Annotated in this window: 23 protein-coding genes; 19 read left to right on the forward strand and 4 right to left on the reverse strand. The window is 49.7% G+C overall.

Going from position 1 to position 24,150, the window contains the following annotated elements; all coding sequences use genetic code 11:
* The first annotated feature begins 14 nt into the window (after positions 1 to 14).
* From AXX12_RS10875 to AXX12_RS10920, 9 genes are all read left to right on the forward strand, one after another.
* Entirely contained in the window at positions 15 to 761 is a 747-nt protein-coding gene (locus tag AXX12_RS10875; RefSeq protein WP_066242194.1) for a glucosamine-6-phosphate deaminase, read from the forward strand.
* Between the two features lie 21 nt (positions 762 to 782).
* Complete coding sequence (locus tag AXX12_RS10880) at positions 783 to 1,208, forward strand: ureidoglycolate lyase (protein WP_066242196.1); 426 nt, start codon at positions 783 to 785, stop codon at positions 1,206 to 1,208.
* A gap of 31 nt (positions 1,209 to 1,239) precedes the next feature.
* A complete protein-coding gene (locus tag AXX12_RS10885) occupies positions 1,240 to 2,337 on the forward strand; it encodes an ABC transporter ATP-binding protein (RefSeq protein ID WP_066242199.1) in 1,098 nt (365 codons plus the stop codon).
* A 314-nt stretch (positions 2,338 to 2,651) separates the two neighbouring features.
* Positions 2,652 to 3,377, forward strand: a complete 726-nt coding sequence (locus AXX12_RS10895) for a phosphatase (protein ID WP_066242205.1) — start codon at positions 2,652 to 2,654, stop codon at positions 3,375 to 3,377.
* A gap of 177 nt (positions 3,378 to 3,554) precedes the next feature.
* Positions 3,555 to 4,433: an RNase adapter RapZ gene (rapZ, locus tag AXX12_RS10900; protein ID WP_066242209.1), complete on the forward strand. Its 879-nt coding sequence runs from the start codon at positions 3,555 to 3,557 to the stop codon at positions 4,431 to 4,433.
* Position 4,434: 1 nt separating this feature from the next.
* Positions 4,435 to 5,787 (forward strand): gluconeogenesis factor YvcK family protein, encoded by a 1,353-nt coding sequence (locus AXX12_RS10905; RefSeq protein ID WP_066242212.1) that lies wholly within the window; start codon positions 4,435 to 4,437, stop codon positions 5,785 to 5,787.
* Positions 5,788 to 5,793: 6 nt separating this feature from the next.
* On the forward strand, positions 5,794 to 6,741 hold the full coding sequence (whiA, locus tag AXX12_RS10910) for a DNA-binding protein WhiA (protein ID WP_066242215.1): 948 nt from the start codon (positions 5,794 to 5,796) through the stop codon (positions 6,739 to 6,741).
* A complete protein-coding gene (locus AXX12_RS10915; RefSeq protein WP_066242218.1) occupies positions 6,731 to 7,468 on the forward strand; it encodes a polysaccharide deacetylase family protein in 738 nt (245 codons plus the stop codon). The genes whiA and AXX12_RS10915 overlap by 11 nt, the downstream gene beginning before the upstream one ends.
* 256 nt (positions 7,469 to 7,724) lie before the next feature.
* Positions 7,725 to 8,780: a copper amine oxidase gene (locus tag AXX12_RS10920; RefSeq protein WP_066242221.1), complete on the forward strand. Its 1,056-nt coding sequence runs from the start codon at positions 7,725 to 7,727 to the stop codon at positions 8,778 to 8,780.
* On the opposite strand, the gene AXX12_RS10925 is transcribed toward AXX12_RS10920, so the two are convergent.
* The gene (locus tag AXX12_RS10925) at positions 8,765 to 9,025 is read right to left on the reverse strand and encodes a hypothetical protein (RefSeq protein ID WP_066242224.1); all 261 of its coding nucleotides are present in this window, start codon (positions 9,023 to 9,025) and stop codon (positions 8,765 to 8,767) included. The two genes, AXX12_RS10920 and AXX12_RS10925, sit on opposite strands and share 16 nt — an antisense overlap.
* A gap of 273 nt (positions 9,026 to 9,298) precedes the next feature.
* On the opposite strand from AXX12_RS10925, the gene scfA reads away from it, so the two are divergent.
* The 10 genes from scfA to AXX12_RS10975 all read left to right on the forward strand — a co-directional run bounded on the left by scfA (position 9,299) and on the right by AXX12_RS10975 (position 21,041).
* Entirely contained in the window at positions 9,299 to 9,439 is a 141-nt protein-coding gene (scfA, locus tag AXX12_RS10930) for a six-cysteine ranthipeptide SCIFF (RefSeq protein WP_066242227.1), read from the forward strand.
* A 237-nt stretch (positions 9,440 to 9,676) separates the two neighbouring features.
* Entirely contained in the window at positions 9,677 to 11,029 is a 1,353-nt protein-coding gene (gene scfB, locus AXX12_RS10935; protein WP_066242230.1) for a thioether cross-link-forming SCIFF peptide maturase, read from the forward strand.
* 26 nt (positions 11,030 to 11,055) lie between these two features.
* Positions 11,056 to 13,347: a carbamoyltransferase HypF gene (hypF, locus tag AXX12_RS10940; RefSeq protein WP_066242233.1), complete on the forward strand. Its 2,292-nt coding sequence runs from the start codon at positions 11,056 to 11,058 to the stop codon at positions 13,345 to 13,347.
* Positions 13,348 to 13,476: 129 nt separating this feature from the next.
* Positions 13,477 to 13,698, forward strand: coding sequence for a HypC/HybG/HupF family hydrogenase formation chaperone (locus AXX12_RS10945; protein WP_066242235.1), 222 nt, complete (start codon positions 13,477 to 13,479; stop codon positions 13,696 to 13,698).
* Between the two features lie 32 nt (positions 13,699 to 13,730).
* Positions 13,731 to 14,783, forward strand: a complete 1,053-nt coding sequence (gene hypD, locus AXX12_RS10950; protein ID WP_066243074.1) for a hydrogenase formation protein HypD — start codon at positions 13,731 to 13,733, stop codon at positions 14,781 to 14,783.
* Positions 14,780 to 15,787 carry a hydrogenase expression/formation protein HypE gene (hypE, locus tag AXX12_RS10955; protein ID WP_066242239.1) on the forward strand — a complete coding sequence of 336 codons (1,008 nt, stop codon included), beginning with the start codon at positions 14,780 to 14,782 and terminating at the stop codon, positions 15,785 to 15,787. The genes hypD and hypE overlap by 4 nt, the downstream gene beginning before the upstream one ends.
* Before the next feature lie 213 nt (positions 15,788 to 16,000).
* Positions 16,001 to 17,392 carry an RNA polymerase factor sigma-54 gene (gene rpoN, locus AXX12_RS10960; protein WP_066243077.1) on the forward strand — a complete coding sequence of 464 codons (1,392 nt, stop codon included), beginning with the start codon at positions 16,001 to 16,003 and terminating at the stop codon, positions 17,390 to 17,392.
* A 716-nt stretch (positions 17,393 to 18,108) separates the two neighbouring features.
* Positions 18,109 to 19,266 (forward strand): hypothetical protein, encoded by a 1,158-nt coding sequence (locus tag AXX12_RS10965; protein ID WP_066242242.1) that lies wholly within the window; start codon positions 18,109 to 18,111, stop codon positions 19,264 to 19,266.
* Positions 19,267 to 19,358: 92 nt separating this feature from the next.
* A complete protein-coding gene (locus AXX12_RS20015) occupies positions 19,359 to 20,255 on the forward strand; it encodes a YadA-like family protein (RefSeq protein WP_066242245.1) in 897 nt (298 codons plus the stop codon).
* Between the two features lie 309 nt (positions 20,256 to 20,564).
* Positions 20,565 to 21,041: a DUF6941 family protein gene (locus tag AXX12_RS10975; protein WP_066242248.1), complete on the forward strand. Its 477-nt coding sequence runs from the start codon at positions 20,565 to 20,567 to the stop codon at positions 21,039 to 21,041.
* A 174-nt stretch (positions 21,042 to 21,215) separates the two neighbouring features.
* Here the strand turns inward: AXX12_RS10975 and thiW are convergent, their stop codons facing one another.
* The 3 genes from thiW to cytX form a co-directional block, all read right to left on the reverse strand.
* A complete protein-coding gene (gene thiW / locus AXX12_RS10980) occupies positions 21,216 to 21,716 on the reverse strand; it encodes an energy coupling factor transporter S component ThiW (protein ID WP_066242250.1) in 501 nt (166 codons plus the stop codon).
* A gap of 192 nt (positions 21,717 to 21,908) precedes the next feature.
* Positions 21,909 to 22,721 (reverse strand): hydroxyethylthiazole kinase, encoded by an 813-nt coding sequence (gene thiM / locus AXX12_RS10985; RefSeq protein ID WP_066242252.1) that lies wholly within the window; start codon positions 22,719 to 22,721, stop codon positions 21,909 to 21,911.
* Positions 22,679 to 23,911: a putative hydroxymethylpyrimidine transporter CytX gene (gene cytX, locus AXX12_RS10990; protein WP_066242255.1), complete on the reverse strand. Its 1,233-nt coding sequence runs from the start codon at positions 23,909 to 23,911 to the stop codon at positions 22,679 to 22,681. Before cytX ends, thiM begins: the two co-directional genes overlap by 43 nt.
* Positions 23,912 to 24,150: the final 239 nt, after the last annotated feature.

Below are 24,150 nucleotides of genomic sequence, written 5' to 3' on the forward strand. Positions count from 1 at the left end.
GAGAGGTGTGTACGATGAAACTTTGCATTTGGAAAGACGCAGATGAACTTGGCAGACAAGCAGCAGCTTTCACCGCCACGGCGATTCAGCGTGCGATCGCTGAAAAAGGCTGTGCGAGATTGCTATTATCAACCGGCGCCTCCCAATTTGAAACATTTAAGTATCTAGTGACTACAGATGTTCCCTGGGAAAAGGTTGAAATGTTTCATCTTGATGAGTACGTCGGCTTGCCGGAGACGTGCCCTGCCAGCTTTAGGAAATACTTGAAAGACAGATTTGCTTCTAAAGTGTCTTTGGGAAAGGCTTATTTCGTTTGCGGTGAAGGAAACGTTGCACGGGAGATCCAAAAATTAACAGACGATATCACGAAAGCGCCGATTGACATCGCACTAGTTGGCATTGGTGAAAATGCACACATCGCATTTAATGATCCGCCAGCCGATTTCTCCACAGAAGAAGCCTACAAAGTAGTAACCTTGGATGAACGTTGCAAACAACAGCAGGTGCGTGAAGGCTGGTTTCCCTCCATCGATTCCGTGCCGGAACAGGCGATCACAATGACCGTGAGGCAAATTCTAAAAAGCAAGATTATCTTATCTTGCGTACCTCATCGGATCAAAGCGGAAGCAATCAGGCAGACTTTAGAGAACGATCCTACCAATATTATCCCAGCGACGATTCTGAAGACACATCCCAATTGGACCTTGTATCTGGACGAGGAATCGGCTAGCCTAATACCCCAAAAAGACTCGCGAGCATAAGTGGGTATGGAGAGTGAAACCGTGATACTAATTCAACCATTGCTCGAAGAACATTTCTCACGCTTCGGAGTTATCTTTCGGCTCAACCGTTCCGACCCACAGCCGTTTCAAGTGCAGGTAACGGAAGAAACTCCAGTCGGATGGCGGGTCGCGATGATGAAGGTAAGCGCTCGGGTAATCCAGAAGATCAGCTGTCACCCGAATACCATGGAAACATTTGAACCAGTTCAGGGTGTTTGCTTGCTCGTTGTGGCAGAACCCCAGAAACCACATGAATTAGCGGCTTTTGTTCTTGACGCTCCCGTCTGTATTAATAAGGGCGTGTGGCACTGTGTGATTACACTTTCAGATTATGCTATTGTCAAAGTTACTGAGAACTCGACTGTAGACAGTATGACAGTTGAGTTGGAAGGAACGTTACGAGCTGGATTGAGGGCAGAAGAATGACTCTACACAACAAGAGTGGGAGGAGGACATCATGGCCGGGTTAGCCTTACGAAACTTAGTGAAAAAGTTTGGTAACAATACAGTAGTGCATAACTTTGATCTTGAGATTCAAGATAAAGAATTTCTTGTACTTGTTGGTCCCTCCGGTTGCGGGAAAACAACTACCCTGCGCATGATTGCCGGTCTTGAGGATATCACTGACGGAGAGATATTTATTGGCGATAGATTGGTCAATGATATTCCATCCAAAGATCGGGATATCGCGATGGTTTTTCAAAACTATGCGTTATATCCTCACATGAGTGTTTATGATAACATGGCCTTTGGGTTGCAACTGCGCAAGTTTCCGAAAGCTGAGATTGAGAGGCGGGTCCAAGAGGCGGCTAAGATTCTAAGCATCGAACACCTGCTAGAGCGAAAACCAAGAGCGCTTTCTGGCGGTCAGCGTCAGCGCGTTGCCCTTGGCAGGGCAATTGTTCGCGAACCTAAGGTATTCTTGATGGATGAACCTTTGTCTAATTTGGATGCGAAATTGCGGGTGCAAATGCGCGCAGAACTTTCCAAATTGCATCAACGGCTACAAACAACTATTGTTTATGTTACCCATGATCAAACAGAAGCCATGACCATGGGAAACCGTATTGTTGTTATGAAAGACGGCTACATTCAACAAGTTGACAAACCGATGAATTTGTATCATCACCCCAAAAACTTGTTCGTCGCCAGTTTTATCGGCTCGCCTGCAATGAATTTTCTAAGAGTCCGGGTTGTATCTGAAGACGGCTTCCTCTGGCTGGTAAATTCATCCACCCGGCTGCAGCCAGCCCCCGCTCACCAAGAGGCGCTTAAAATGCGTATCGGACAAGACGTTATTTTGGGAATTCGTCCTGAATATATCCATGATGAATCCGCTTTTATTGAAGAGTTTCCGTTCTGGTCAACTGATGTGATGATCGATGTGGTCGAGCCGCTTGGCATAGAGACCAATGTTTACTTTTCCCTAGGTGATGATAATCTCATTGCGCGGTTCAAAGGAAACAGTGACGTTCGTGTGTTGCAACGGCATAAGGTGGGATTTGATCTTCTTGCGGCCCATTATTTTGATCCGGAGACGCAGGAGATTATTTAACATGGTATGGCAATCGGTCAAAATGAACATATCCTGTACAAAGAAACTCTGCTAATTGTGGCAGGGGTTTCTTTGTTTATGAGATGGTTTAAGATTTGCAGGGTTGCAGGTGGTGCAGTGACGGCCGAATGCTATGCCATCTTGGCGCATTCGGCACTAGCGCATCCGCGCGCGTCGGTCGACCGTCTATGCCATCCATGGCACGCTCGACACTAGCGCATCCGTGCGCGTTGCAGATGGGCCCTTATCAGCGCCACCATTTTGCTTTTTTGGCGGTTCTGGCCTATAATGGATTATGAAGGGAGAGTGCTTATATGCAATTTATTGCTGACCTTCATGTACATTCTGTAGCTAGCGGTCATGCGTACAGTACGGTGACTGAAAATGTCCGTGCTGCTGCTGAACAGGGCTTGGAGGTGATCGCCCTGACTGATCACGGCCCACAAATGCCTGGTGGGCCGCATGCCTACTATTTTGGTAATTTGGCAGTCATTCCAGAGACGCTGTTTGGCGTTCGTGTGCTCAAGGGAGTCGAAGCGAATATTTTGGATCGGCAGGGTACGCTGGATCTGGAAGACCAACGGCTGGCCAAGTTAGATATTGTTCTCGCGGGACTGCATACCTATTGCGCACCCTATGGATCAGTGGAAGAAAATACCCAGATGCTAGTGAACGCTATTCGGAATCCGTGGGTGGATGCTATCGTACATCCGGGCAACCCAGAGTATCCGGTGGATTTTTCGGTCATTGTCAAGGCTGCGGTCGAGTTTGATGTGGCTTTGGAGATTAATAACAGTTCGTTGACCGTAAGCCGTAAAGGCAGTTTACCATTCTGTGATACGATCGCCGGTTTGGCTAAGCAGTATGGCGCGAAGGTCATGTTGGGAACTGACAGCCACTTCGCGACCCATGTTGGCGATTTCGGCGCTGCCGTTCCTCTGCTGGCAAAGAACGGAATTGAAGCTGATCAGGTTCTTAACACCTCTCGGCAGAAGCTTAGTGATCATTTAACGCGACGGGGTCGGGTAATTACAGTATAAGAGTCTGTTGCAGAAGCAACAGACTTCCTTAAAAAACAAGAGACTAGTTGAAAAAGTTCCAGTTGCTAGGAACAGCGAGGCTTGCGCCGCGCCGCGTACAAAAGGTACGCAAGCAAGCAAACGTAGTCGTGACAACGCAGATGGAGGTTTTGCAACGGTCTCATAGGAGGTACAGCGATGGAACCATTCCGTTTAGTCATTGTAACCGGCATGTCGGGAGCAGGAAAGACCCAGGTTATGCGCTCACTTGAGGATTTGGGCTATTTTTGCGTTGACAATTTGCCGCCAACGCTGATACCAAAATTTGCAGAGATATGTTCCCAGTCTGGCGGACGCGTTAACCGCATCGCTCTGGTTGTCGACATTCGCGGCGGCGAGTTTTTTGATATGCTGGTACAAGTTCTTGAAGACATGGAAAAATTGGGCTACTTCTATGAAATATTGTTCCTCGAAGCATCTGATGAAACGTTGATTCGTCGCTATAAAGAAACCCGCCGCCGCCATCCAATGGCGCCCGATGGACGTGTGAGTGAAGGAATTTGCCTGGAGCGGGAACGCTTGGAGAGAATTCGGGGCCGTGCTAATCACATTATTGATACCTCGGATATGTCAACCACTCAATTGAAAGACAAAATTACGGCTCTGTTTGTCGATGATTCTACGCAAGAACGAATGACGATTAATGTGGTTTCCTTCGGTTTTAAACATGGGATACCGCTTGATGCAGACATGGTATTTGATGTTCGATTTTTACCCAATCCGTTTTATGTTGAATCGCTGCGTCGTCATAGCGGACAGGAAGCGCCAGTACGCGAATATATTTGGAAATGGCCGATTACCCAACAATTTCTCGAGAAGCTGCAGAGCTTGTTGGATTTTCTAGCGCCGAACTTCGTTAAAGAAGGGAAGAGTCAATTGGTTATTGCAATTGGCTGCACTGGCGGCATGCACCGATCGGTGTTTGTGGCAGAGCAGATATATACGAATCTTAAAGCCAAAGGCTACAAGGTCAACCTCGAACACCGGGATATTAAGCATAACTTGACTGAGGTGTAGTATGCGGCCGCATTTTAAGTGGCTAGCTCCGGGCATGAATCTGAAGCGTTGGCTGCTTCTGTTTGCGCTGGGAGTTTTGCTCTTCAGCCTCGGATTAGCAATTGTTTTTAATTATCAATATATCGGCATGTTGGAAAATGCCATTTTTCTTTGGGTTTATCGCCTCACTGGGCAATACCTGTCAACAGGAATGATCCTCGTCGGCATGGGCATTGTCACCGCTGGCGTTGTCACGATGGCTTATGCAACGCGAAAGTTGATTCTTTCGATTATTAGCGTGCTGCTGCCGGAAGGATCAAATGGCCTAATTAACCTGATTTACGAAAAACGTCGGCTAAATCGGGGGCCGTCGGTTGTTGTCCTCGGCGGTGGTACGGGGCTTTCGGTGTTGCTCAGAGGGATCAAAAAGGCAACAGATAATATTACGGCTATTGTCACGGTTGGCGACGATGGCGGCTCGTCCGGACGTATTCGCAGTGATCTTGGCATGATTCCACCAGGCGATTTGCGACGCTGTTTGGTCGCGTTGGCTGATACTGAACCGATGATGGAAAAACTGTTTGAACACCGCTTCGGCGGCAATGGCGGCTTAGCTGGCCACAACTTTGGCAATTTGTTCATTGCGGCGATGAATGAAGTACAAGGCGATGTCGAACTGGCTCTCCAAGCATCAAGCAAGGTACTGGCTGTCCGTGGTCAGGTTTTGCCTGCCACAACCGAGGCGATCCGTCTTTCGGCCACTATGTGTGACGGCAGCGTAATCGAAGGTGAATCCAACATTCCGCTCTGTGGCAAATGCATTGACCATGTGGGGATATTGCCTGAAGATGTTTTGCCAGTTCCTAGCGCAGTGGCGGCAATCCGTGAAGCAGATGCCTGTATTCTCGGGCCAGGCAGTCTGTATACGAGCGTTTTGCCGAATTTGCTGGTTAGGGGAATCGCTGACGAGCTTAGACGAACCAAGGCAGTCAAAATCTATATATGCAATGTGATGACCCAGCCGGGAGAAACTGACGGCTATAGTGCTTCACGGCATGTGAAGGCAATTCTCGATCATGTCGGGCCTGGTGTGATCGATTATGTGGTTGTTAATGCGCAAACCGTAGCACCTGTGTTGCGGGATAGATATGCCACTCAAGGCGCCGTTCCCGTCGAAGCAGACATTGAGGCGATTGAAGCATTAGGCGTTAGAGCAGTCAAGGCAAATATTATTAATGAGACTGATTTAGTGAGACATGATCCTGAGCGGCTGTCCCACACGATCATGGATATGGTAGTCAAGTTGGGCGGAAAGTCTGAACGCGTTCGACTGTTAGATTACTATTTGCAGGAAGAAGAAGGGCGTCAGAGGTGATGAGGATTGTCCTTTTCCATTGAGGTTCGCAATGAATTGGCGCGAATACTAGACGATGGTAAATGCTGCAGCACAGCAGAGCTGACAGCTTTATTGCGTATGGGTGGAACTTTGCTGATCATAGGCTCAGGCGTGCCTGGTCTGAGCTTTTCTACCGAAAATGCGGCAGTCGCTCGCAAGGCTCTTACTCTGATTCGGCAGGAATTTTCTGTGGCTGCTGAGGTTGTGGTTACTAGGGCACGCAGGCTACAGAAGCGCAACACCTATAAAATTCGGATCATTCCCTCACCAGCAGTGGCAGAACTATTGACTTCGCTTGGTATCCTGGCGGGCGGTGGCTGGGCTGGCGATGATTCAGCTTTACTACGGAAGCCTTGCTGTCGGCGGGCATATCTGCGCGGCGCTTTCCTAGGCGGTGGCTCGGTGAATAAGCCTGAGGGAGATTATCACCTGGAACTGGTAACAGCGAATGAGACTTTTGCGAAAACCTTATATAAGCTCTTGAGAGCGCAGCATTTGCCAGCTGGCATAACAGAGCGCAAGCATGATTCTGTCGTATACCTGAAAGATGGTGACGCTATTAGCGCCTTTCTTGGCCTGGTTGGCGCATATCAGGCAGTAATGAAATTTGAAAATGTGCGGGTTGTCAAGGATATGCGAAACCAAGTGAATCGCTTGGTCAACTGCGAAACTGCTAATTTGCAGAAAACTGTTAACGCCGCAGGTCGCCAGCTTGATGCAATCCGTCTTATTGATCAAACGGTCGGGATTGATAATTTGCCGAACGCTTTGCGGGAAACGGCTAAGCTAAGGCTAGAGTTTCCTGAAGCTACTTTGCAGGAATTGGTCGACGTATCTCGTGGAAAACTAGGCAAGTCAGGCATTAATCACCGATTGCGCAAACTTGAAGAAATTGCCATAGAAATTAAAGCGGGGGATAACAGTGAAACGTAGTCTACTGGTGCTGTTTGCTCTTGCGTTGCTGATAGGCTGGTTGCTTCGCCCGATTGACGGAGTTTCCATCCTCGCTTACCATAGGGTTCGTGAAGATGGGGAAAGATACAGTGTCAGTCCACAACAGTTTAGCGAGCAGATGCAATTTCTCCAACAGCATGGTTACACAGCCATCTCGATGGCCGAGATGGCTGATGCATTTTCTGGCAGCAAGACGCTGCCGCCTAAGCCAATTGTCATTACGTTTGATGACGGTTATGCCGATAATTTATTGACCGCCTTACCGATCTTGGAAAATTATGGAATGAAGGCGACAGTGTTCATTATTGCCGGCAGTGTAGGCCAGCCTGATTATCTCAACTGGGATCAGGCCACTGAACTGCTGCGCCGCGGTGTTGAAATCGGCTCTCATACAGTTAGTCATGCTGCTTTGAGTCAAGTCACTGATGCGCAGAAGCAAGAGGAAATCGTGCAATCAAAAGTCCTGCTAGAGGGCCAGCTAGGTAAGCCGGTGGAATTTTTGGCATATCCATTTGGTCAATTTGATCCCTCTTTATTTCCTTTGCTACAGCAGGCCGGTTATAGCGGTGCTTGCACCGGTATTGCTGGACTGAATTTTGCCGATGATCCGCCCTATCGCTGGAAGCGGGTCAGTGTGCCACGCCCTAAGTTTGGCATGTTGGAATTTAGGCTTAGATTATTGCGTGCGCAATTAGTTAGCTGGTGAATTAGAGAAGAGCTGAGGTACCATTCCACGGAGGCACGGAGTGGTGACGATGAGGGCACGGAGGTTACAATGTTTGAGCCAGCAAAGCTGGCATAATATCCTCTTCGCCTCTGTGACCTCCGTGTATCCTCCGTGTACTCCGTGGAACCGTTCTGTGTTCTTCATTATTAGGTAAGGAATTATTTACCTGGATAGCGAATGTTTACATAAAACAGAGATGTTGTTATACTAGTGGTATCATTTTTGGGGAGGGTCTATGAAAAAACTAAAGCATTTACTCGCTGCACTCGTTGTCTCTGCATTAATTCCCGCGTCTGTTATGGCTGCAGAGCTGGCTCCTGAACAAATTCGCACTTTGCCGGAATGGCCTGTGACGATTTCTACATATGGCGGAACGCTGCTGCTGTCTGATAGTCCGGAGATTGCACCTGCTGACGGCATCCTTTATCAAGATACTGTGCAAGGAACGGCTCGCCTGTTCTTTCACCATGTCAATGGAACAACTGTCGATAAGAAGGTTGTTGTCGTGCTTGAAAATGAAGGCAATCAGGCTGCTGAAGTCATTGTATATCGTTATGGCTTCGCCGGACCTGATCTCGACTACCTGAGAGTCGGTAAAGATGCGCAAACCCGTTATTTGACGGGCAGCGAGCTTTATACCGTATCTGTGCCAGCCAAGGGCTTTGCCTTACTTGATGCTGAGTTAGACAAGCTGGTCGTCAAACCGAATATGCTGGTGAATGGTATTTACGACTTTACCGCTAACTATCCAGTTAAAGTAAAGACGATGATGCTACCGGTAAAAAGTCATGCTGGCTTTGCGGCCCGCACTTTGCCAGTTTTGCCAACTGACAAAGATCGACTGCGGGGAACTTTCCCAGGCATGGACCGTATGGTGCTGCCGTTACGTCCCTATAATCCGGCTGAAGACGGACCTGCTGCCATCACTCTGGCAGATAACAAACTTGACCCTTATGCTGTTGGCGTTGATGCGACGACCGGGTTACCATCCTTAAACTATGGCAATTACGGAGTTGTTTATCGGATGTTCATTACCGGGGACTCGGGATTAGCTTCCTACTATATAAATCCGCGCGGTGGACTGTATGCCGGTGCGATGGGAGTTAAATACCGCCATGTTACTCAACCGCCGGTAGCTACACCTGCTGATACGCTGGTGATGGGCGAAGGTACGTCTACTTCGCTTTCCATCATTGGCAAGTACGAAGCCGACCAATCATTGTGGTTGACGTTTAGTCCGCCGGGGGCGTCGAACTTACCAGTACGGTTGGTGCTTCATTCCGGGCGTTGATAAAGGCCAATCTGCGTTGCACCCGTAAAGGGTATGCCGCCAACTTCATTGGACAGGAAGTCCAGGTACCGCGAAGGCCATGGACGGCCCAGAGCGGTGAAAGGCGCTAAAGCGCCAAGAGTTGCGCAATCAGACCCGAAAATCCATTGCTTGCGTACCCGTATCGTACGCGGCACTGCTGGATTTTCGGGGCTGCCTAGTGATGCTATCAAACCCAGTGCTTCATTTTTTGCAACCTGTCTCATAGGTAACAACATCTCGACCTTTCTGAACGCCATCGGGAACTGGGCCGAAGAAGCTGGGATCGCGTGCAGAGAATTTGAACAGAGAAGATTGTATAGCTAAATCTCAAAATCCATACTTTGCAGTGTTATCGCGAGGGCTTTTGCCCGTGGCGATCTTCTCTGATGTGTTTTGTCCTTCAGAGAAGGCGGTTTTGGGTATTGATTCTCTAGGCAAAAACAGCTACAATAATAATGATATACATACCTTGGATTCATCTGTTGGGAGGGAAAACAATGGCTAAGCACATTAAAACAATCAATACTGCATCACTGCAAAAATCCGTACATACCGGCGGTTGCGGCGAATGCCAGACATCTTGCCAATCAGCTTGCAAAACGAGCTGCACGGTAGCCAACCAAGCTTGCCAGAAGTAAGTTTCTAAAGAAGCCTCTCGCCGACGGCGGAGAGGCTTCTTTTTTGAGCTACTAATAAGAATAAGTATTCGACAAAGAGCGAGGCTGCGTTTTACCGCAGAGTACACAGAGGGAACGGATTTGTGTTTATAAATATCAACCGTAACCCTCCGTTGATCCTCCGCGTACTCTGCGTACTCTGCGGTTAGCGTAACCCCGTTTTCTCAATTAAATAGAAAAAAGAGGGAAGATTTACGTATGAAAATACATCTATTTGCACAAAATGGAATGTACATCCTATTGGATGTCAACAGTGGTGCGGTTCATACCATCGATGAAATGGTTTATGCGATCATGCAGATTTTTGATGGCAAGAACGATGAACAGGTTCTGGCCGTTCTCGGTGAAAAATATGATCAGGCTGAACTGCAGGAAGCGTTAGCTGAACTGCATGGACTGATCGAGCAAGAGCTGCTGTTCGCGCCTGATATTGATGAGCCGCCTGTGTTTGCGGCTAAACCGATTGTGAAATCTTTGTGCCTGCATGTGGCCCATGACTGCAACCTGCGTTGCGAGTATTGCTTTGCCGGGACAGGCGACTTTGGCCATAGCCGGGGATTGATGACACCGGAAATCGGTAAAAAAGCAGTAGATTTTCTTATCGAGCACGGCGGCAAAAGGCGGAACGCCGAGCTGGACTTCTTTGGTGGTGAACCGTTGTTAGCAATGGATACGGTCAAGGAAGTCGTCGCTTATGTCAGACAACGGGAACAGGAAACCGGAAAAAAGTTCAATTTGACTTTGACGACAAATGCCACGCTGCTTGACCAAGAAATCATCGATTATCTCAATGCTAACAACATTGCCATGGTACTGAGCCTCGATGGTCGTAAAGAAACGCATGACCGGATGCGGCCTTGCGTGGATGGCAGCGGCAGCTTTGATGAAATCGTAGCTAACGCCAAGAAACTGGTGGATTCCCGCGATGGACAGAATTATTACCTGCGCGGCACGTTCACTGCCTATAACCCCGATTTTGCGGCAGATGTGGCGGCAATGGCTGATCTCGGCTTTAAGCGTCTATCTGTGGAGCCAGTTGTGGCGAAAGAAGCGGCCTATGCGTTGACAGAAGAGCATTTGCCTGTCTTGTTTGCGGAATATGAAAAGCTTGCAGACGATTTTCTGAGCCGCAAGCTAAATGGTAATGGCTATGAGTTCTTTCATTTTAATTTAGATATTAACAATGGTCCCTGTGTCGCAAAGCGTCTGGCTGGTTGCGGCGCCGGCCACGAGTACTTCGCTGTTACCCCTGATGGAGACTTGTATCCTTGCCATCAATTCGTTGGCCGGGAAAACTATCAAATGGGTAATGTGTTTGAAGGGCTAAAGGCTCATGAACTGAGCGCCCATTTCCGTTCCAGTCATGTGTTGACCAAGCCAGCATGCCGTGAGTGTTGGGCACGCTTTTACTGCAGCGGCGGTTGTCACGCCAACGCTGATTTGTTCCATGGTGATATCCGCGCTCCCTATGAAGTCGGCTGTGAATTGCAAAAGAAACGGCTGGAGTGCGCTTTATATATTCAAGCGAATTTAGCCTCTCTTGCGGAGTAAAGAGGCACAGACCAGTAGGTGAGGACTTGACGAGACTCGCAATTCATATCACAGGTATTGTACAAGGGGTGGGGTTCCGCCCCTTTGTTTATCAATTGTCACATCGTCTGGGGCTGTCTGGCTGGGTGAAAAACGATGGCGGCGGTGTTTCCCTTGAAGTGGAAGGAACTGATGCTGCTCTGGCAGTCTTCCAGTGTGCTTTGACTCAGGAAGCGCCCAGGCCGGCTGTTGTTGAGCAGGTGATAGTACAACAGTTAGAGCCGGTCGGTGAGACCGGCTTTTTCATTGCTAAGAGCGATACGTCTGCAAGGCCAACAACCTTGCTCTCTCCCGACCTCGCTACTTGCGAAGCCTGTTGCCGCGAACTGTTCAATCCGGCAGACCGCCGGTATCGCTATCCCTTTATTAATTGTACGGAATGTGGCCCGCGCTATACGATTGTCCGCGGCTTGCCTTATGACCGGCCGGCCACAACGATGGCCGGCTTTTTGCTTTGCCCTGCTTGTCGGCGCGAGTACGAAGATCCGATAAATCGTCGCTTTCATGCCCAGCCGAATGCTTGCCCAGTCTGCGGACCGCGTTGCCACCTGCTGGATGCGAGCGGCAACGAGATCCAGACAGATGATGTCATCAGCAGAACCAGTCAATTGATTGCTGCTGGCGCGATTGTCGCACTCAAAGGGTTGGGCGGCTGGCAGTTAGTCTGTAACGCGCGCAACCAATTAGCGGTTGAGCTATTGCGTCGCCGTAAGGGCCGTGAGTCAAAGCCATTTGCTGTCATGGCCGGTAGTCTAGGCGCAGTGCGACAGATCTGTCACGTTTCTTCGGCAGAAGCGGCATGGCTGGCTGGACGAGAACGACCGATTGTACTACTCGAAAAAAAGCAATACTATGATTTGGCGGCTTCAGTTGCGCCGCAGAACTCGCGGCTGGGAGTCATGCTGCCCTATGCGCCGCTGTATTGGTTACTACTGCAAGCTGATGATGTCTGGGTAATGACTAGCGGTAACCGCTCAGACGAGCCGATTGTTTATGATGACACTGACGCGCTCGGCCAGTTGGCTGATGTGGCTGATTATTTTCTTAGTCATAACCGTCCAATTGAACGGCGGGCTGATGATTCGGTTATCCGTTTGTTTCGTGATCAACCGTTGTTTATCCGTCGTAGCCGGGGGTTCTCGCCGGCACCGGTGAGTTTACCGCATCTAACAGACTCTATTCTGGCGGTTGGCGGCGATTTGAAGAGCGCATTTTGCCTGACACGAGAGGGGCAGGGTTTTATTAGCCCCCATATTGGCGATCTCGCCAACCAGGCGGCATTTACTTTTTTTGGACAGCTATTGGAGCAATACCAGACTCTATTTTCGGTCAGGCCTAGTTTGGTTGCCCATGATTTGCATCCCGGCTATTGGTCAAGCCGCTATGCTCTCAACTGTGGGCTGCCCACAGTTGGTGTGCAACATCACCATGCTCATATTGCTGCAGTCATGGCAGAACATGATTTAGCCGGACCGGTCATCGGGGTTGCGCTTGATGGCACTGGTTACGGTGAAGACGGGGCGGTGTGGGGAGGTGAGTTTCTCGTCGGTGATTTGACTGGTTTTAGCCGAGAGGCGCATTTCGCCTATTTGCCTTTGCCAGGTGGTGAGCAAGCGGTGCGTGAGCCTTGGCGGCTGGCGGCTTGGCTGGTTCGGGAAATCGGCGGAGATCAGGTTGGTACGAGTCATCACCATTTTACATCGCTGCTACCTGAATGGTGGCAGACTGTGGCTGCTATGCCGGCAAACGGACTGAACTCGCCATTAACCTCCAGTGCCGGTCGGCTTTTCGACGCTGCGGCAGCGCTGATCGGCGGGCGACTATATAACCAGTATGAAGGTCAAGCGGCAAGTGAACTGGAATATCTGGCTGGGACAATGCCAGGAACAGTTTTGCCGTATCTGTTGCGCGAAGGCCCACCACTGACTGTCGACTTTATGCCAACCTATGCCGCTCTGCTGGATTGGCTGCCCAAGCAATCGCCAGCAGTGTTGGCTGCAGCCTTTCATGAGACGATGGCTGATGCAATATGTAGAGTCGTCAATCGGTTGGCTGAAGTAACTGGGATCCGGGTAGTTGTGCTTGGCGGTGGTGTGTGGCAGAATGCTAGGCTGCTTGCTACTACTGTCACGAGGCTTGGTTTAGAGGGATTTAGCATCTATATACCGCGGCAGGTTCCAATCAGTGATGGAGGGTTATGTTTAGGCCAGGCTGCCATCGCGGCACATAGCGTTGATAAAGGCCCATCTGCGTTGTTCGCCGACCCGCCCCATTGCTAGCGTACCATATGTACGCGTCGCGACTGGGACGGGTTCGTCTGCCTAGCATATGGACCTTTCTGAACGCTCTGTGCAGTGACGCGTGAGGTCTGTGTTTGTATTTAGTCTAAGTAGGAGAGTGTGTATAGCATGTGCTTGGGAGTACCGGCATTGGTAACAGATGTTAGTGATGGAATGGCGACAGTGGAGACTGCTGGCGTGGTGCGACAGGTTAGCAGCCTGTTGCTGCCTGGACTGCAGCTAGGAGAATGGGTGTTAGTTCATGCTGGTTTTGCCATGCAAACCATTGATCAGCAGGCAGTAACGGAAATACTGACAGTGTATCAAGGTTGGGCGGAGAGTGGTTCGTGAATAGCCGGGAAACCCGCCGTGCTGCTGCGGCGATGCTGGCTGAAATTCAACGTTTGGCCCGGCCGATGCGGCTGATGGAAGTGTGCGGTACCCATACAACGGCTATTTGCTTGTCAGGGATCCGCGGAATGCTGCCACCGGAAATCGAGCTAGTCAGCGGTCCAGGCTGCCCTGTCTGTGTAACTCCCAATTGCTATATTGACCAAGCTATTGCCTACTGTAAGCTGCCGGGCATGATTGTTGCCAGTTTCGGCGATATGTTGAAAGTCCCTGGTACAGCTTCTAGCCTGGCGCGTGAAAAAGAGGCTGGTGTTAATGTGCGTGTCGTCTACTCGCCGCTCGACGCGGTACAATTAGCTGTGGACAATCCGCTGTATCGTGTAGTTTTCTTGGCGGTTGGTTTTGAGACAACAGCACCTGCCGTGGCGGCGGCTATTCTAACAGCGGTGAAAAAAGGACTGAGGAATTTTTTTGTCCTATCATCACATAAGCAAGTGCCGCCAGCGCTAAGAGTCCTGCTGGCATTGCCAGAGACGAAACTGGACGGGTTTCTTTTGCCTGGGCATGTCTGCATGATTACCGGTCTTGCTCCTTATGCGTTTTTGCCGGTAGAATATCATAAACCCGCCGTCGTCACTGGTTTTGGGGCTCTGGACATTCTTAGGGCGATTATGCTGATCATGATGCAAGTGAGCGGGGTGGCAGAGACACGGCTGGAGAATGCTTATCCGTCTGTAGTCAGGCCTGACGGCAATCCCGTGGCTCAGCAAATGCTTGAAGTCGTATTTGAGCCCGATGACAGCGAATGGCGGGGTTTAGGGGTTATAGCGGCGTCTGGACTTCGTCTGCGGCGGGAATATCAAGACTATAACGCCGAATATAATCTGCCGGTTGCTGTAGCCGAAAGCCGTGAACCGGAGGGCTGCCGCTGTGGTGATGTGCTGCGCGGATTCGTCCAGCCGCCTGCCTGTTCTCTGTTTGGCAAAGCCTGTTTACCGGTACAGCCAATCGGGGCCTGCATGGTCTCGGCCGAAGGAGCATGCGCGGCTTGGTATAGATATGGACAAGGACGGTGGTTGGCGTGAATGATTTCATACGCTTAGGCCATGGCAGTGGCGGCAAGCTGAGTCATGACCTTATCTCCGCGATTTTGCTACCCGCCTTTGCTAATACGATATTAAACGAAGGACATGATGCAGCTCGGTTTACGATTCAAGGCGCGAATCTGGCTTTTACCACTGATTCGTTTGTGGTTAAACCGTTATTCTTTCCTGGCGGCGATATTGGGCGGTTGGCTGTATGCGGCACTGTCAATGATCTGGCGGTCAGTGGCGCCGAACCACTTTATATTAGCGCTAGTTTTGTACTTGAGACAGGCTTTCCCCTAGCTGATTTACAGAAAATCGTGAACTCGATGGCTGCCACGGCTCGGGAGGCTGGCGTTCTTATCGTAACTGGAGATACAAAAGTGGTGGAAAAAGGGGCCGTTGATGGTATATTTATTAATACCGCCGGTCTCGGCAGACTGATCACAGGCGTTGACATCAAGCCAGTCAATGCCGCGCCAGGTCAAGACATCATTGTCAGCGGTTCTCTGGGGGAACATGCGTTGGCTGTTATGCGGGAGAGGCACGGCCTGAAGTTTCCTGGCGAAGTAATCAGTGACTGTGCTCCGCTAAATAGTCTAATTAGCGAATTGCTGGTAGCAGTTCCTCAGGTCGCCGTCATGCGTGACCCGACCCGGGGTGGATTGGCCACCACGTTAAACGAAATTGCTAGTCAAGCAAATGTTGGAATTTTGCTGGAGGAAGAATTAATACCAGTCAACCCCACTGTTTGCGCGATTTGCCAAATTTTTGGCTACGATCCTCTCTACCTCGCCAATGAAGGGAAATTGATTCTATTCGTCGAATCTTCTTTTAGTGAGAAAACGTTAGCGACTCTGCACCGGCACCCGTTGGGCCGGGGCGCACGAAAAATAGGACAGGTAACTGCAGAACACAGGGGACTAGTCGGCTTACGCACCGCGATTGGTGGTATTCGACTATTAGATATGCTGGCTGATGACCAGTTGCCCCGCATCTGTTGAGAGAAGCTGTTATTAACCACATCTGCGATGCGCAAGGATGCGCTAGTGTCGAACGCGCCAAGGATGGCATAGCGTTCGATTGTTGCACCCGCAAGGGGTATGCCGCCAACACTACGGCGCTAAAGCGCCAAGAGTTGCGCAATCACTCCTGCGGTTACTTGCTTGCGTAAGTTTTGTTTGATATTGCCTGGGGAGGAGGGCTTCGTAGTGCGAATGGAATTTGGCCTCAAACTTGATATCAGTCAAAAATTAGTTATGACACCGCAGTTGTGCCAGGCTATCGCCGTGCTGCAACTTTCGTCCCTAGAATTGGCGGAATTGCTTGAAAAGGAAGTTTTGGAGAATCCGGTATTGGAAATGGAGGAGTCGGCAGAAGCCGAAACTACGGCAGAGCAAAGCCAAGAACCTGTTAAGGATGAGAAGCCTGCCGAAACCAAGCTGGATGAGTACCTTGAATGGGAAGCATATTTCAATGAAGGCGTCTACAACGGAGAAGTCGCTGCCGTCGAAGAAAGGCGATCCTTCGAGTCCATGGTTGGCGGTGTCGGTTCATTGCGAGACCATTTGGAGCTGCAGATGCATGTAGCTGCTCATGACGACCTGTCAGAAAAGATTGGTCGCTATCTGATTGGTTGTTTGGACGATAATGGCTATTTGACCATTAGTGTGCCAGAGGCAGCAGCGGCACTAAATGTTACGGCAGGCGCTGTCGAAGTTGCGCTGGCTTTGTTGCAAAGCTTTGATCCTCCCGGCGTGGCGGCACGGGACTTAAAAGAGTGCTTAGCGCTGCAACTCAAATACAGAGGGGTAAATGATCCACTAATTTGGTCGATCATCAATAAGTATCTGCCAGATGTGGGCGAAGGCCGCCTACGGCATATTGCTGAACAGCTAAAAGTGACACCACGTGAAATTCAACAGGCAGTGGACTTCATCCGGACACTTGACCCGAAGCCAGGCAGCGCGTTTGGCAGTGGTCAGTCTTCATATGTAACACCTGATATTACAATTGAACGGGTCAATGGTTCATACATCATTGTTGTCAACGATACGCAAGTTCCACGCTTAACGATTAATCCCTATTACCGGCGGGTGATACACGACATTGACGCAGATACCAGAAAATTCGTAGAGGGCAGGCTTAATGCAGCAGTCTGGCTGATTAAAAGCATTGAGCAGCGCCGGCGGACTCTATACAATGTAGCAGAAGCAATCGTAGATTTGCAGCGTGGTTTTTTTGACTATGGACCCAAACAGCTTAAACCCCTCACGATGAAAACTGTGGCCGACCGGCTGGGTATTCACGAATCGACCGTCAGCCGGGCAACATCCAATAAATATGCGGCGACTCCACATGGATTGTTTAGCTTACGCACCTTCTTTACCTCTGGCGTTAGCAGCACCGAGGGAGAGGCATTGTCTGCCTCTACTGTAAAACAGGCAATTCGTGAGCTGATCGCAGCCGAGCCGTCCGGTCAACCGCTGAGCGACCAAGCGATCGCGCAAGCTCTGGCTTGCACCGGCACCACCATTTCTCGCCGCACGGTTACGAAATACCGGGAAGAGATGGGAATAGCGGCGTCGAGTAAACGGAAACGATATTAATTTGAGCTGTAAAACTATATAAAGATCACGAGGCGCAGGCAAAATTGCCTACGCTTTTCTTATAATATAAAGCAAGCCAAATGTACGACAGGGGAACGTATTTGAACCGCCAAAACGCCATGCGCTAACGCGCCATTAAAGCGGGTACGTTGCGCACAATGTGCGCATTAATTTCTGTTTTGCGTTCCTTTTGGCGCAGGCGCACAGCGCCTACTTCATTTGTTTTGGCGGTTCAAAAATTGTTTCTAATCTAGCAACTCGTCTTTGTACTGCAAAGGCGGGTTGTTCTCTTTTAAATACAAATTAGCAAAAAAACAATCCTTATTCGCTCAAATAGTACTTGATTTACGCAGTGACAGGACAAAAGTCTGTCTTTTTGAACATAACCTAGGCCTAAAGTCCTAAAAATTGTCAGAATATTGTTAAGGCATGTCCTGTAAATAGACAAAAATGCAATGGGAAAAAATGTATATTAAACTTATGGGAATTTGGAATAATACTGCCATGATTTGGATAAGATGGATGGCAGGGGACATCCTGATTTAAGCAGGGGATTACCGTTCTGCTTAAGTCTTCATGTTTGATAAGCTAGTCGCCTAGAGCGTGCTCTGTGCGATTGGCTTGTCGATACGTTTACGCGGGAGGTGGGTAGCTTAGTTATCCAGTTTCCAAGTTGATTCGGGGGTTCAGTAATAAAGTATTTGGAGGGAAAAGAAATGAGAAAAACTTCTAAGAGAGCAGCTCTGGCCGTTGCTGCAATGTTGGTCGGGTCTATTTTCTGTACGCCGGTGTTTGCGGCTGAATGGTATGATGGATATTTGTTCAACGGCATTGCTGTAGGCCAAGTTGGTATTTTTACCCCAGGTAATGCTGGACAATTCAATGGGAATAACGTGGTTATAGGTACCGGGTCCGAAGTTGATAACAGAGCATTAAATTTCCATGCGGAAGGCTATGTTGGTATTTTTAATGGTCAAACCAATACGAATACCGTCAATGGACTTGGGGCGTATATTGGCCGGAGTGATGGCGCGCGAGCAATTGGTACAGTAGGGCAATTCTACAACAGTAACAACAATACAGTTGAGATGGGTACAGGTGCTGTAGTTAACTCGGGGAACTCAAACACTGCTATCGGTAGAGTAGGTATTTTTGATGGCAGTTACAACAACCAAATGAAGAATATTTGGGTAAACGGCGAAGGTGATGAGCCCGGTTATTCGGCTGGAAGCACAGGCGCTTATGTGGCAGGCGGATCCAATAACACTGCCATAGGTGACGTCGGTATTTTTAATACTGCAGGAACTCGTGAGAATGGAGTCCAAGGAAACGTTGTATATGCTAGCCAGGGTGCTGTTGTAATTGCAGGTACTGGGAATAGAGCGACTGGTACTGTGGGTAGCTTTACTGGAAACATATATACCGAAGTTCCGAACGAAGCCAGACAAGGGCAAGTACAGGTGTTTGCTGGAAATGTAGCCCAGAACACAGTTCAGTCAAGTACGGGCGCCATTATTGAAGGCGGCAACAATAATACGGCAACCGGTTATGTTGGAATGTTTACCGGTAGCGTGAATGCCTCTCCTTGGGGCGGGCCAGTCAGTTATGTAACCAATAATACCGTGTTACCTAGCACTGGTGCCTGGATAGTAAATGGTGACAACAACAGAGCTATCGGTTCAGTCGGTATATTCAACATGACTGCTGGGTACTCCAATGGAGATAGCTTCATGAAAATGAATCAGGTTCAGGGAATGGGTGCTTATATCTCGGGTGGCAACAACAATCTCGCAATCGGTACGGTCGGCCAATTTAACGGCGGTATGGCTGGAAACAACAAAGTCACTGGAACTGGCGTAATTATTCGCCGTTAAGAGGAACAAGCGGACTGTTCATTTCGAAGTGGTTGAGAGTTCACTCTCAGCCACTTCAAAAACCAAATAAACAACCCTATAGGGGGAGACATATGAAAACTAACAAGCGAAGGTTGTCGCTACTTACAGTCGGTATCTGTCTTTCGTTAACACTGGCTTTGCCAGTAGGGGCACATCATGGCTCAACTGAATTAAGTAATAACACAATTACTGACGTCGTTGGCGCTGTGGCAGGCAACGGGGATTATAACACGGCTGTTGGTGTGGCAGGTGTTATTGGAAACAACATCATTTTTGGCGATCTAGTCCCCGTGGATGAATACAATAACGGCCATATGGGTTATGGTTCACGTGCAGAAGGCGGCACGTCGAATAGGGCAATTGGTTATGGGGCATGGGCAGTAGGAACTAAAAACACTGCTATGGGGGCGAGTAGCCAGGCGCTGGGATTCGAGAACACCGCAGTTGGATTTGAGTCTTATGCTAGCGGCGGCGGCAAAATTGGCAGTGTTGCCATTGGGGCTCATTCCATTGCAACCGAACCTGATACCGTTTCCGTCGGCCAACCCGGTTACGAGCGTAGAATCATGAACGTTGCCCCTGGCATCAACGGCACGGATGCAGTCAATATGAACCAACTTCGTGTAGTTGACGACAAAGTCGATCGCGTCGGAGCTTCTGCAGCTGCATTCTCCGCTTTAGCGCCACTTGCCTATGATCCCAAAGAGCCGACCCAATATTCCGCAGGCATTGGCACCTATAACGGCACAGCTGCGTTTGCGGTTGGCGTGTATCATTACACTCAACCAGATGTCATGTTGAACGCCGCAATTGGTATCAGTAACGACGGTTGGGAGAAACAAGCCCGCGTCGGTATCAGCTGGAGAACCGGCGGATCAAAGGCAAAAGAGATTGCCCCCGCTGTCGAACCGAAAGAATCGATCGAAGACCGCGTGAAACGGATTCTCGAAGAAAACAAAACAGAATAGGATTTGAACAGCAACAGAAAATGTGCTGTGTTGAAACTAGATTTCGACACAGCACATTTTATTTAGTTTAAGTTGTAAGGCGTCACGAAGGCTTGTGACGCAGGAACACTAGCGCCACTAAGGAACTACGTTTTGTGGTCGCTCGTGTATCGCTAGTGCCGCTGGTGTTCATCGTACTTATAAAATCTCTCGGTACTATTAAGACAATGTCGGCAGTTTTTCTCATGTCGGATTGACCGGGAAAAAGATTTGGTATATACTAAATAATGTAAATTATAGAAATTATTGCATTTGAATGGAGGCGCATTGGTGTTGCATAAGCGAAGCTTTTTAACTATTCTATTAGGGCTTTTCTTGCTGCTTTTGCCGCAAGTGAGCCATGCCAGCATCAAAGTTATTACCGGTGACCATCCAGTCTTTGTCTCCAGTCATGTCATGGGTAACCAGGTAATTCAATATCAGAATGGTAATCGGTCGCTTGATGGATTGATTATGGGCTTCGCCGCAGCTCAATTTCCTGCCAAAGTGGCTTTTTCGACTTCGACGAATTTCATTGCAACCGGACAGTTCCAGTCGGTCTCAAACGCGATGGTCTTAACCGATTCCTTGGGCAAAGCCAATCTTTGCCGCTTGGAATTTGACCTCAAATTTCCCCGCGCAGGAGCGATGCAAAACCAAATTGTTCAATGGAAAGTCACCTTCCCGACTGAAGGATTTTATGCGATCAATGTCTTTGTTGACGGAACCTTGGTAGGCTACTATCCGTTCTATGTGTGGGCAAAATAGAGAAATTAGCCGCGAGAACGAGACTCTTTTGAACCGCCAAAACAAATGAAGTAGGCGCTGTGTTACTGCGCCAAAAAGAAATAATATATGCGCATTGCGTGCGCGCCGTATCCATTTGGCGGCGCACGCAGTGCGCATTGCGTTTCGGTTCAATAATCGTTCCTTACTCCGTACTCATCTTGTGTTCTGTCCCAATATCTCCCGCGAGTACGCAACTACCGGTGTCTTATACAGCAGCCAGGCGATCAAACTGCCGCCGACTGTGCTGACTAGGAACGGGATAATGAAAAAGAACGCGCCGACAGGTGAACCGATCAGGAACTTGGCGATCGGGAAGGATAAAAGACCGCCGATTAGGCCAGTGCCGATGATTTCGCCAGCGATTGCGCCCAAGATATGCCCAGTGCGTTTATAGAGTATGCCAGACAGTGCAGCGCCGATCATGCTGCCAGGGAAGGCTAGAATGGAGCCAGTGCCCAACAGATTGCGCAACAGCGAGATGCCAAACGCCGCGCCGGTCGAGTAGCGAGTTCCTAGCAGAACCGCCAACAGGACATTGATAGCATGCTGCACAGGGAAACATTTTGCGACACCCACCGGGATATACACCAAATGAGCCGACAATACGCCAATGGCGATAAATAGAGCAGTAAACGTTAGTTTTCTAATGTTCATAATCATTCTCCTCTCGTATCTGAGTATCCGTGGTTTAAGGACGCTAACCGCAGAGTACGCAGAGATCCCAGAGGGTTGCGGAGGGGGCGGAAAATACTATTATAATCAATAAATCCAGTAGCCCTCAGCGAACCCTCCGTGTAATCTGCGTACTCTGCGGTTGAAGTGCTGCCTCGTTTTCAGACGCTACGTTTACCCCTGGTTTACTCTGCCGTGCCGTAGCAGCAGTTCAGGAGTCATATTTGATACTGCGTCAAACAATCTAACCCTAAACGTGCCTATTCCTTCATCTGGTTTCAGAGAACGCTCAGCGATCTCGCCGGCGATCCCCATTACCGCTATGCCGCCAACGGCGCTGGCGAGGTAATCGGTAGTCACACCACAGAAACAGGCGATAAGCGAAGTGGCCATACAGCCGGTTCCGGTCACGTTAGCCAAAAGGGGATGTCCGTTGTCGATGCGGTACAGGCCCTGATTGCTGACAATGAGGTCCATTTTGCCAGTAATCGTGACAATGCAATTCAGTTTTTTTGCTACCGTTTGCGCCGCTTGGTCACCATCTGCCGTATCAACCGCCGAGTCTACTCCGCGAGTGACTGCCTCGAAACCGGCCAGAGTTTTGATTTCCGACATATTGCCTCTGATCACCGTTGGCTGCACAGCTTGCAGTATTTGGCCGGCCGCTTGCCTGCGAAAAGACGTAGCCCCTACTCCTACCGGGTCGAAGATGACTGGGATGCCGAGCGTATTGGCTTGCTTGCCGGCCGCGATCATTGATTGCACTTTGGTCGCGTCAAGGGTTCCAATGTTGATCACCAGCGCCGCTGCGTGGCTAACCATTTCTTCCACTTCCTGCGGGTCGTTAGCCATGACCGGCGATGCGCCAATAGCCAAAGTGATGTTAGCACAGTCATTAATTGTTACATAATTCGTCAAGTGGTGGATCAGCGGCTTCGATTTCCTTATGGCTGCGAGGGCTTGGGCTGCTGTTTGCAGTATGTCCATGTGTTGGCAAACCTCCCGACAATTGTATAGATAAACGCGGTGACGATAATGACCGGAATCGTCGCGCCGAGCGCAAGTTTAAGATCAAGGAATTGATAATATAGGGCTATCCCTACGCACCAAACCGCCAAGGCAGACCAGTTTGCCTGTAGTTCTGGACGGATGCGGCGATTCTTTAATATGAAGTAATCTGTCAGCAGTATCGCGAATAATGGCGCAAATACTGAGCCGATGGCTAACAAGAATGAAATGTATTGTTCCATATCAATGATGAGGGCAAGCGCCGCGCCCAGTACCGTGACCGCCATGGCCATATGTTTTTCGTTGAGACCAGGACAAAGAGTGGCGATACTGACTCCGGCCGAATAGGCGTCCATGAAGGTGGTTGTAATAGTTGCCAGGATCACAATCCCTAAGGCCGCAAGACCTAGATTTGCTGCTAGCATGACTGCCGCCGGATCGGCATTGCCGGTTTTGACGGCAACACCAAGACCAATGAGGTACATCCAGCAGCTTCCAGTGAAATAGCCAATAAAGCTGCCCCAGGCAGCACCTTTGCCAGAACGGGCAAATCGGGTGTAGTCTGCGGCCAGCGGCAACCAAGATAGAGGCATGGCTATGCTCAGCTCGATCGCTTCCGTGAAACTCAGCATCCCTGCGGCTGGCTGCTGAGCCACCACCGGGTTCCGCAGCACGGCCCAGCTCAATACTACGGTTAAGCCAAATAACAGCCAAACTGCTGCCATGTTGAGCTTCTTCCAGCCGCTTTCCCGACCGAGAGCCACCCACAGCAGGATTAAAGCGCCGATAGTTACGCTCCAAATTGTGGTGTTATCAATCTGGAATAGAATTTTCGTGATTTCGTTGACAGAACGGGCCGCCGAGAGGATCATAATTGTTGTCCAGCCAATCAACTGTAGCACATTCAACAATGCGAATAAGCGGGCGCCGTAAGCGCCAAATGAAATGCGCGTCGACTCAATCGCCGGCACTCGCTCCTGGAACCCGATCAGGCCAACCAGAGCCAGCAGGGTAGTGCCGATCAAATGCCCTGCCAGTATGGCAGTCGCGCCGCTGGCTAAGCCAAGTGGGGCAAGCAATCCGCCAGCGAGAATTTCCGGCACCGATACCGCGGCGCCGAACCAAAGAAACAGAAAGTGTTTGAAGCCAAGGGTTGATGTTGTATTCATAATTACACCTCTTTCTATGTAGCAAGAAAAACCGCTTTGCGGTCCTTGGGGAGCCGAGGTACGTTCAGCACAAGCCGCACTAGCGCCACAAGCGCTACTATGGACGGCCAAATGACACGATGCGCACGTGTGTGCGCATATTTTTTTTGTGCGTTCCCTTCGCGTAGGCGCGTAGCGCCTTTCGCGTTTTTGCGGCCAACCGCTAGCACGCTTTGCGTTCTTTGCGCTAACATACTTCC

The organism is Anaerosporomusa subterranea (genome assembly GCF_001611555.1).
Lineage (GTDB): Bacteria > Bacillota > Negativicutes > Sporomusales > Acetonemataceae > Anaerosporomusa > Anaerosporomusa subterranea.

What these genes read in the sequence shown, in the direction of transcription:
- AXX12_RS10875 (WP_066242194.1), top strand. Translation starts at nt 15, where the DNA reads ATGAAACTTTGCATTTGGAAAGACGCAGATGAACTTGGCAGACAAGCA.
- AXX12_RS10885 (WP_066242199.1), top strand. Translation starts at nt 1,240, where the DNA reads ATGGCCGGGTTAGCCTTACGAAACTTAGTGAAAAAGTTTGGTAACAAT.
- AXX12_RS10895 (WP_066242205.1), top strand. Translation starts at nt 2,652, where the DNA reads ATGCAATTTATTGCTGACCTTCATGTACATTCTGTAGCTAGCGGTCAT.
- rapZ (WP_066242209.1), top strand. Translation starts at nt 3,555, where the DNA reads ATGGAACCATTCCGTTTAGTCATTGTAACCGGCATGTCGGGAGCAGGA.
- AXX12_RS10905 (WP_066242212.1), top strand. Translation starts at nt 4,435, where the DNA reads ATGCGGCCGCATTTTAAGTGGCTAGCTCCGGGCATGAATCTGAAGCGT.
- AXX12_RS10920 (WP_066242221.1), top strand. Translation starts at nt 7,725, where the DNA reads ATGAAAAAACTAAAGCATTTACTCGCTGCACTCGTTGTCTCTGCATTA.
- AXX12_RS10925 (WP_066242224.1), bottom strand. Translation starts at nt 9,025, where the DNA reads ATGAGACAGGTTGCAAAAAATGAAGCACTGGGTTTGATAGCATCACTA.
- scfA (WP_066242227.1), top strand. Translation starts at nt 9,299, where the DNA reads ATGGCTAAGCACATTAAAACAATCAATACTGCATCACTGCAAAAATCC.
- scfB (WP_066242230.1), top strand. Translation starts at nt 9,677, where the DNA reads ATGAAAATACATCTATTTGCACAAAATGGAATGTACATCCTATTGGAT.
- AXX12_RS10945 (WP_066242235.1), top strand. Translation starts at nt 13,477, where the DNA reads ATGTGCTTGGGAGTACCGGCATTGGTAACAGATGTTAGTGATGGAATG.
- hypD (WP_066243074.1), top strand. Translation starts at nt 13,731, where the DNA reads ATGCTGGCTGAAATTCAACGTTTGGCCCGGCCGATGCGGCTGATGGAA.
- rpoN (WP_066243077.1), top strand. Translation starts at nt 16,001, where the DNA reads ATGGAATTTGGCCTCAAACTTGATATCAGTCAAAAATTAGTTATGACA.
- AXX12_RS10965 (WP_066242242.1), top strand. Translation starts at nt 18,109, where the DNA reads ATGAGAAAAACTTCTAAGAGAGCAGCTCTGGCCGTTGCTGCAATGTTG.
- AXX12_RS20015 (WP_066242245.1), top strand. Translation starts at nt 19,359, where the DNA reads ATGAAAACTAACAAGCGAAGGTTGTCGCTACTTACAGTCGGTATCTGT.
- thiW (WP_066242250.1), bottom strand. Translation starts at nt 21,716, where the DNA reads ATGAACATTAGAAAACTAACGTTTACTGCTCTATTTATCGCCATTGGC.
- thiM (WP_066242252.1), bottom strand. Translation starts at nt 22,721, where the DNA reads ATGGACATACTGCAAACAGCAGCCCAAGCCCTCGCAGCCATAAGGAAA.
- cytX (WP_066242255.1), bottom strand. Translation starts at nt 23,911, where the DNA reads ATGAATACAACATCAACCCTTGGCTTCAAACACTTTCTGTTTCTTTGG.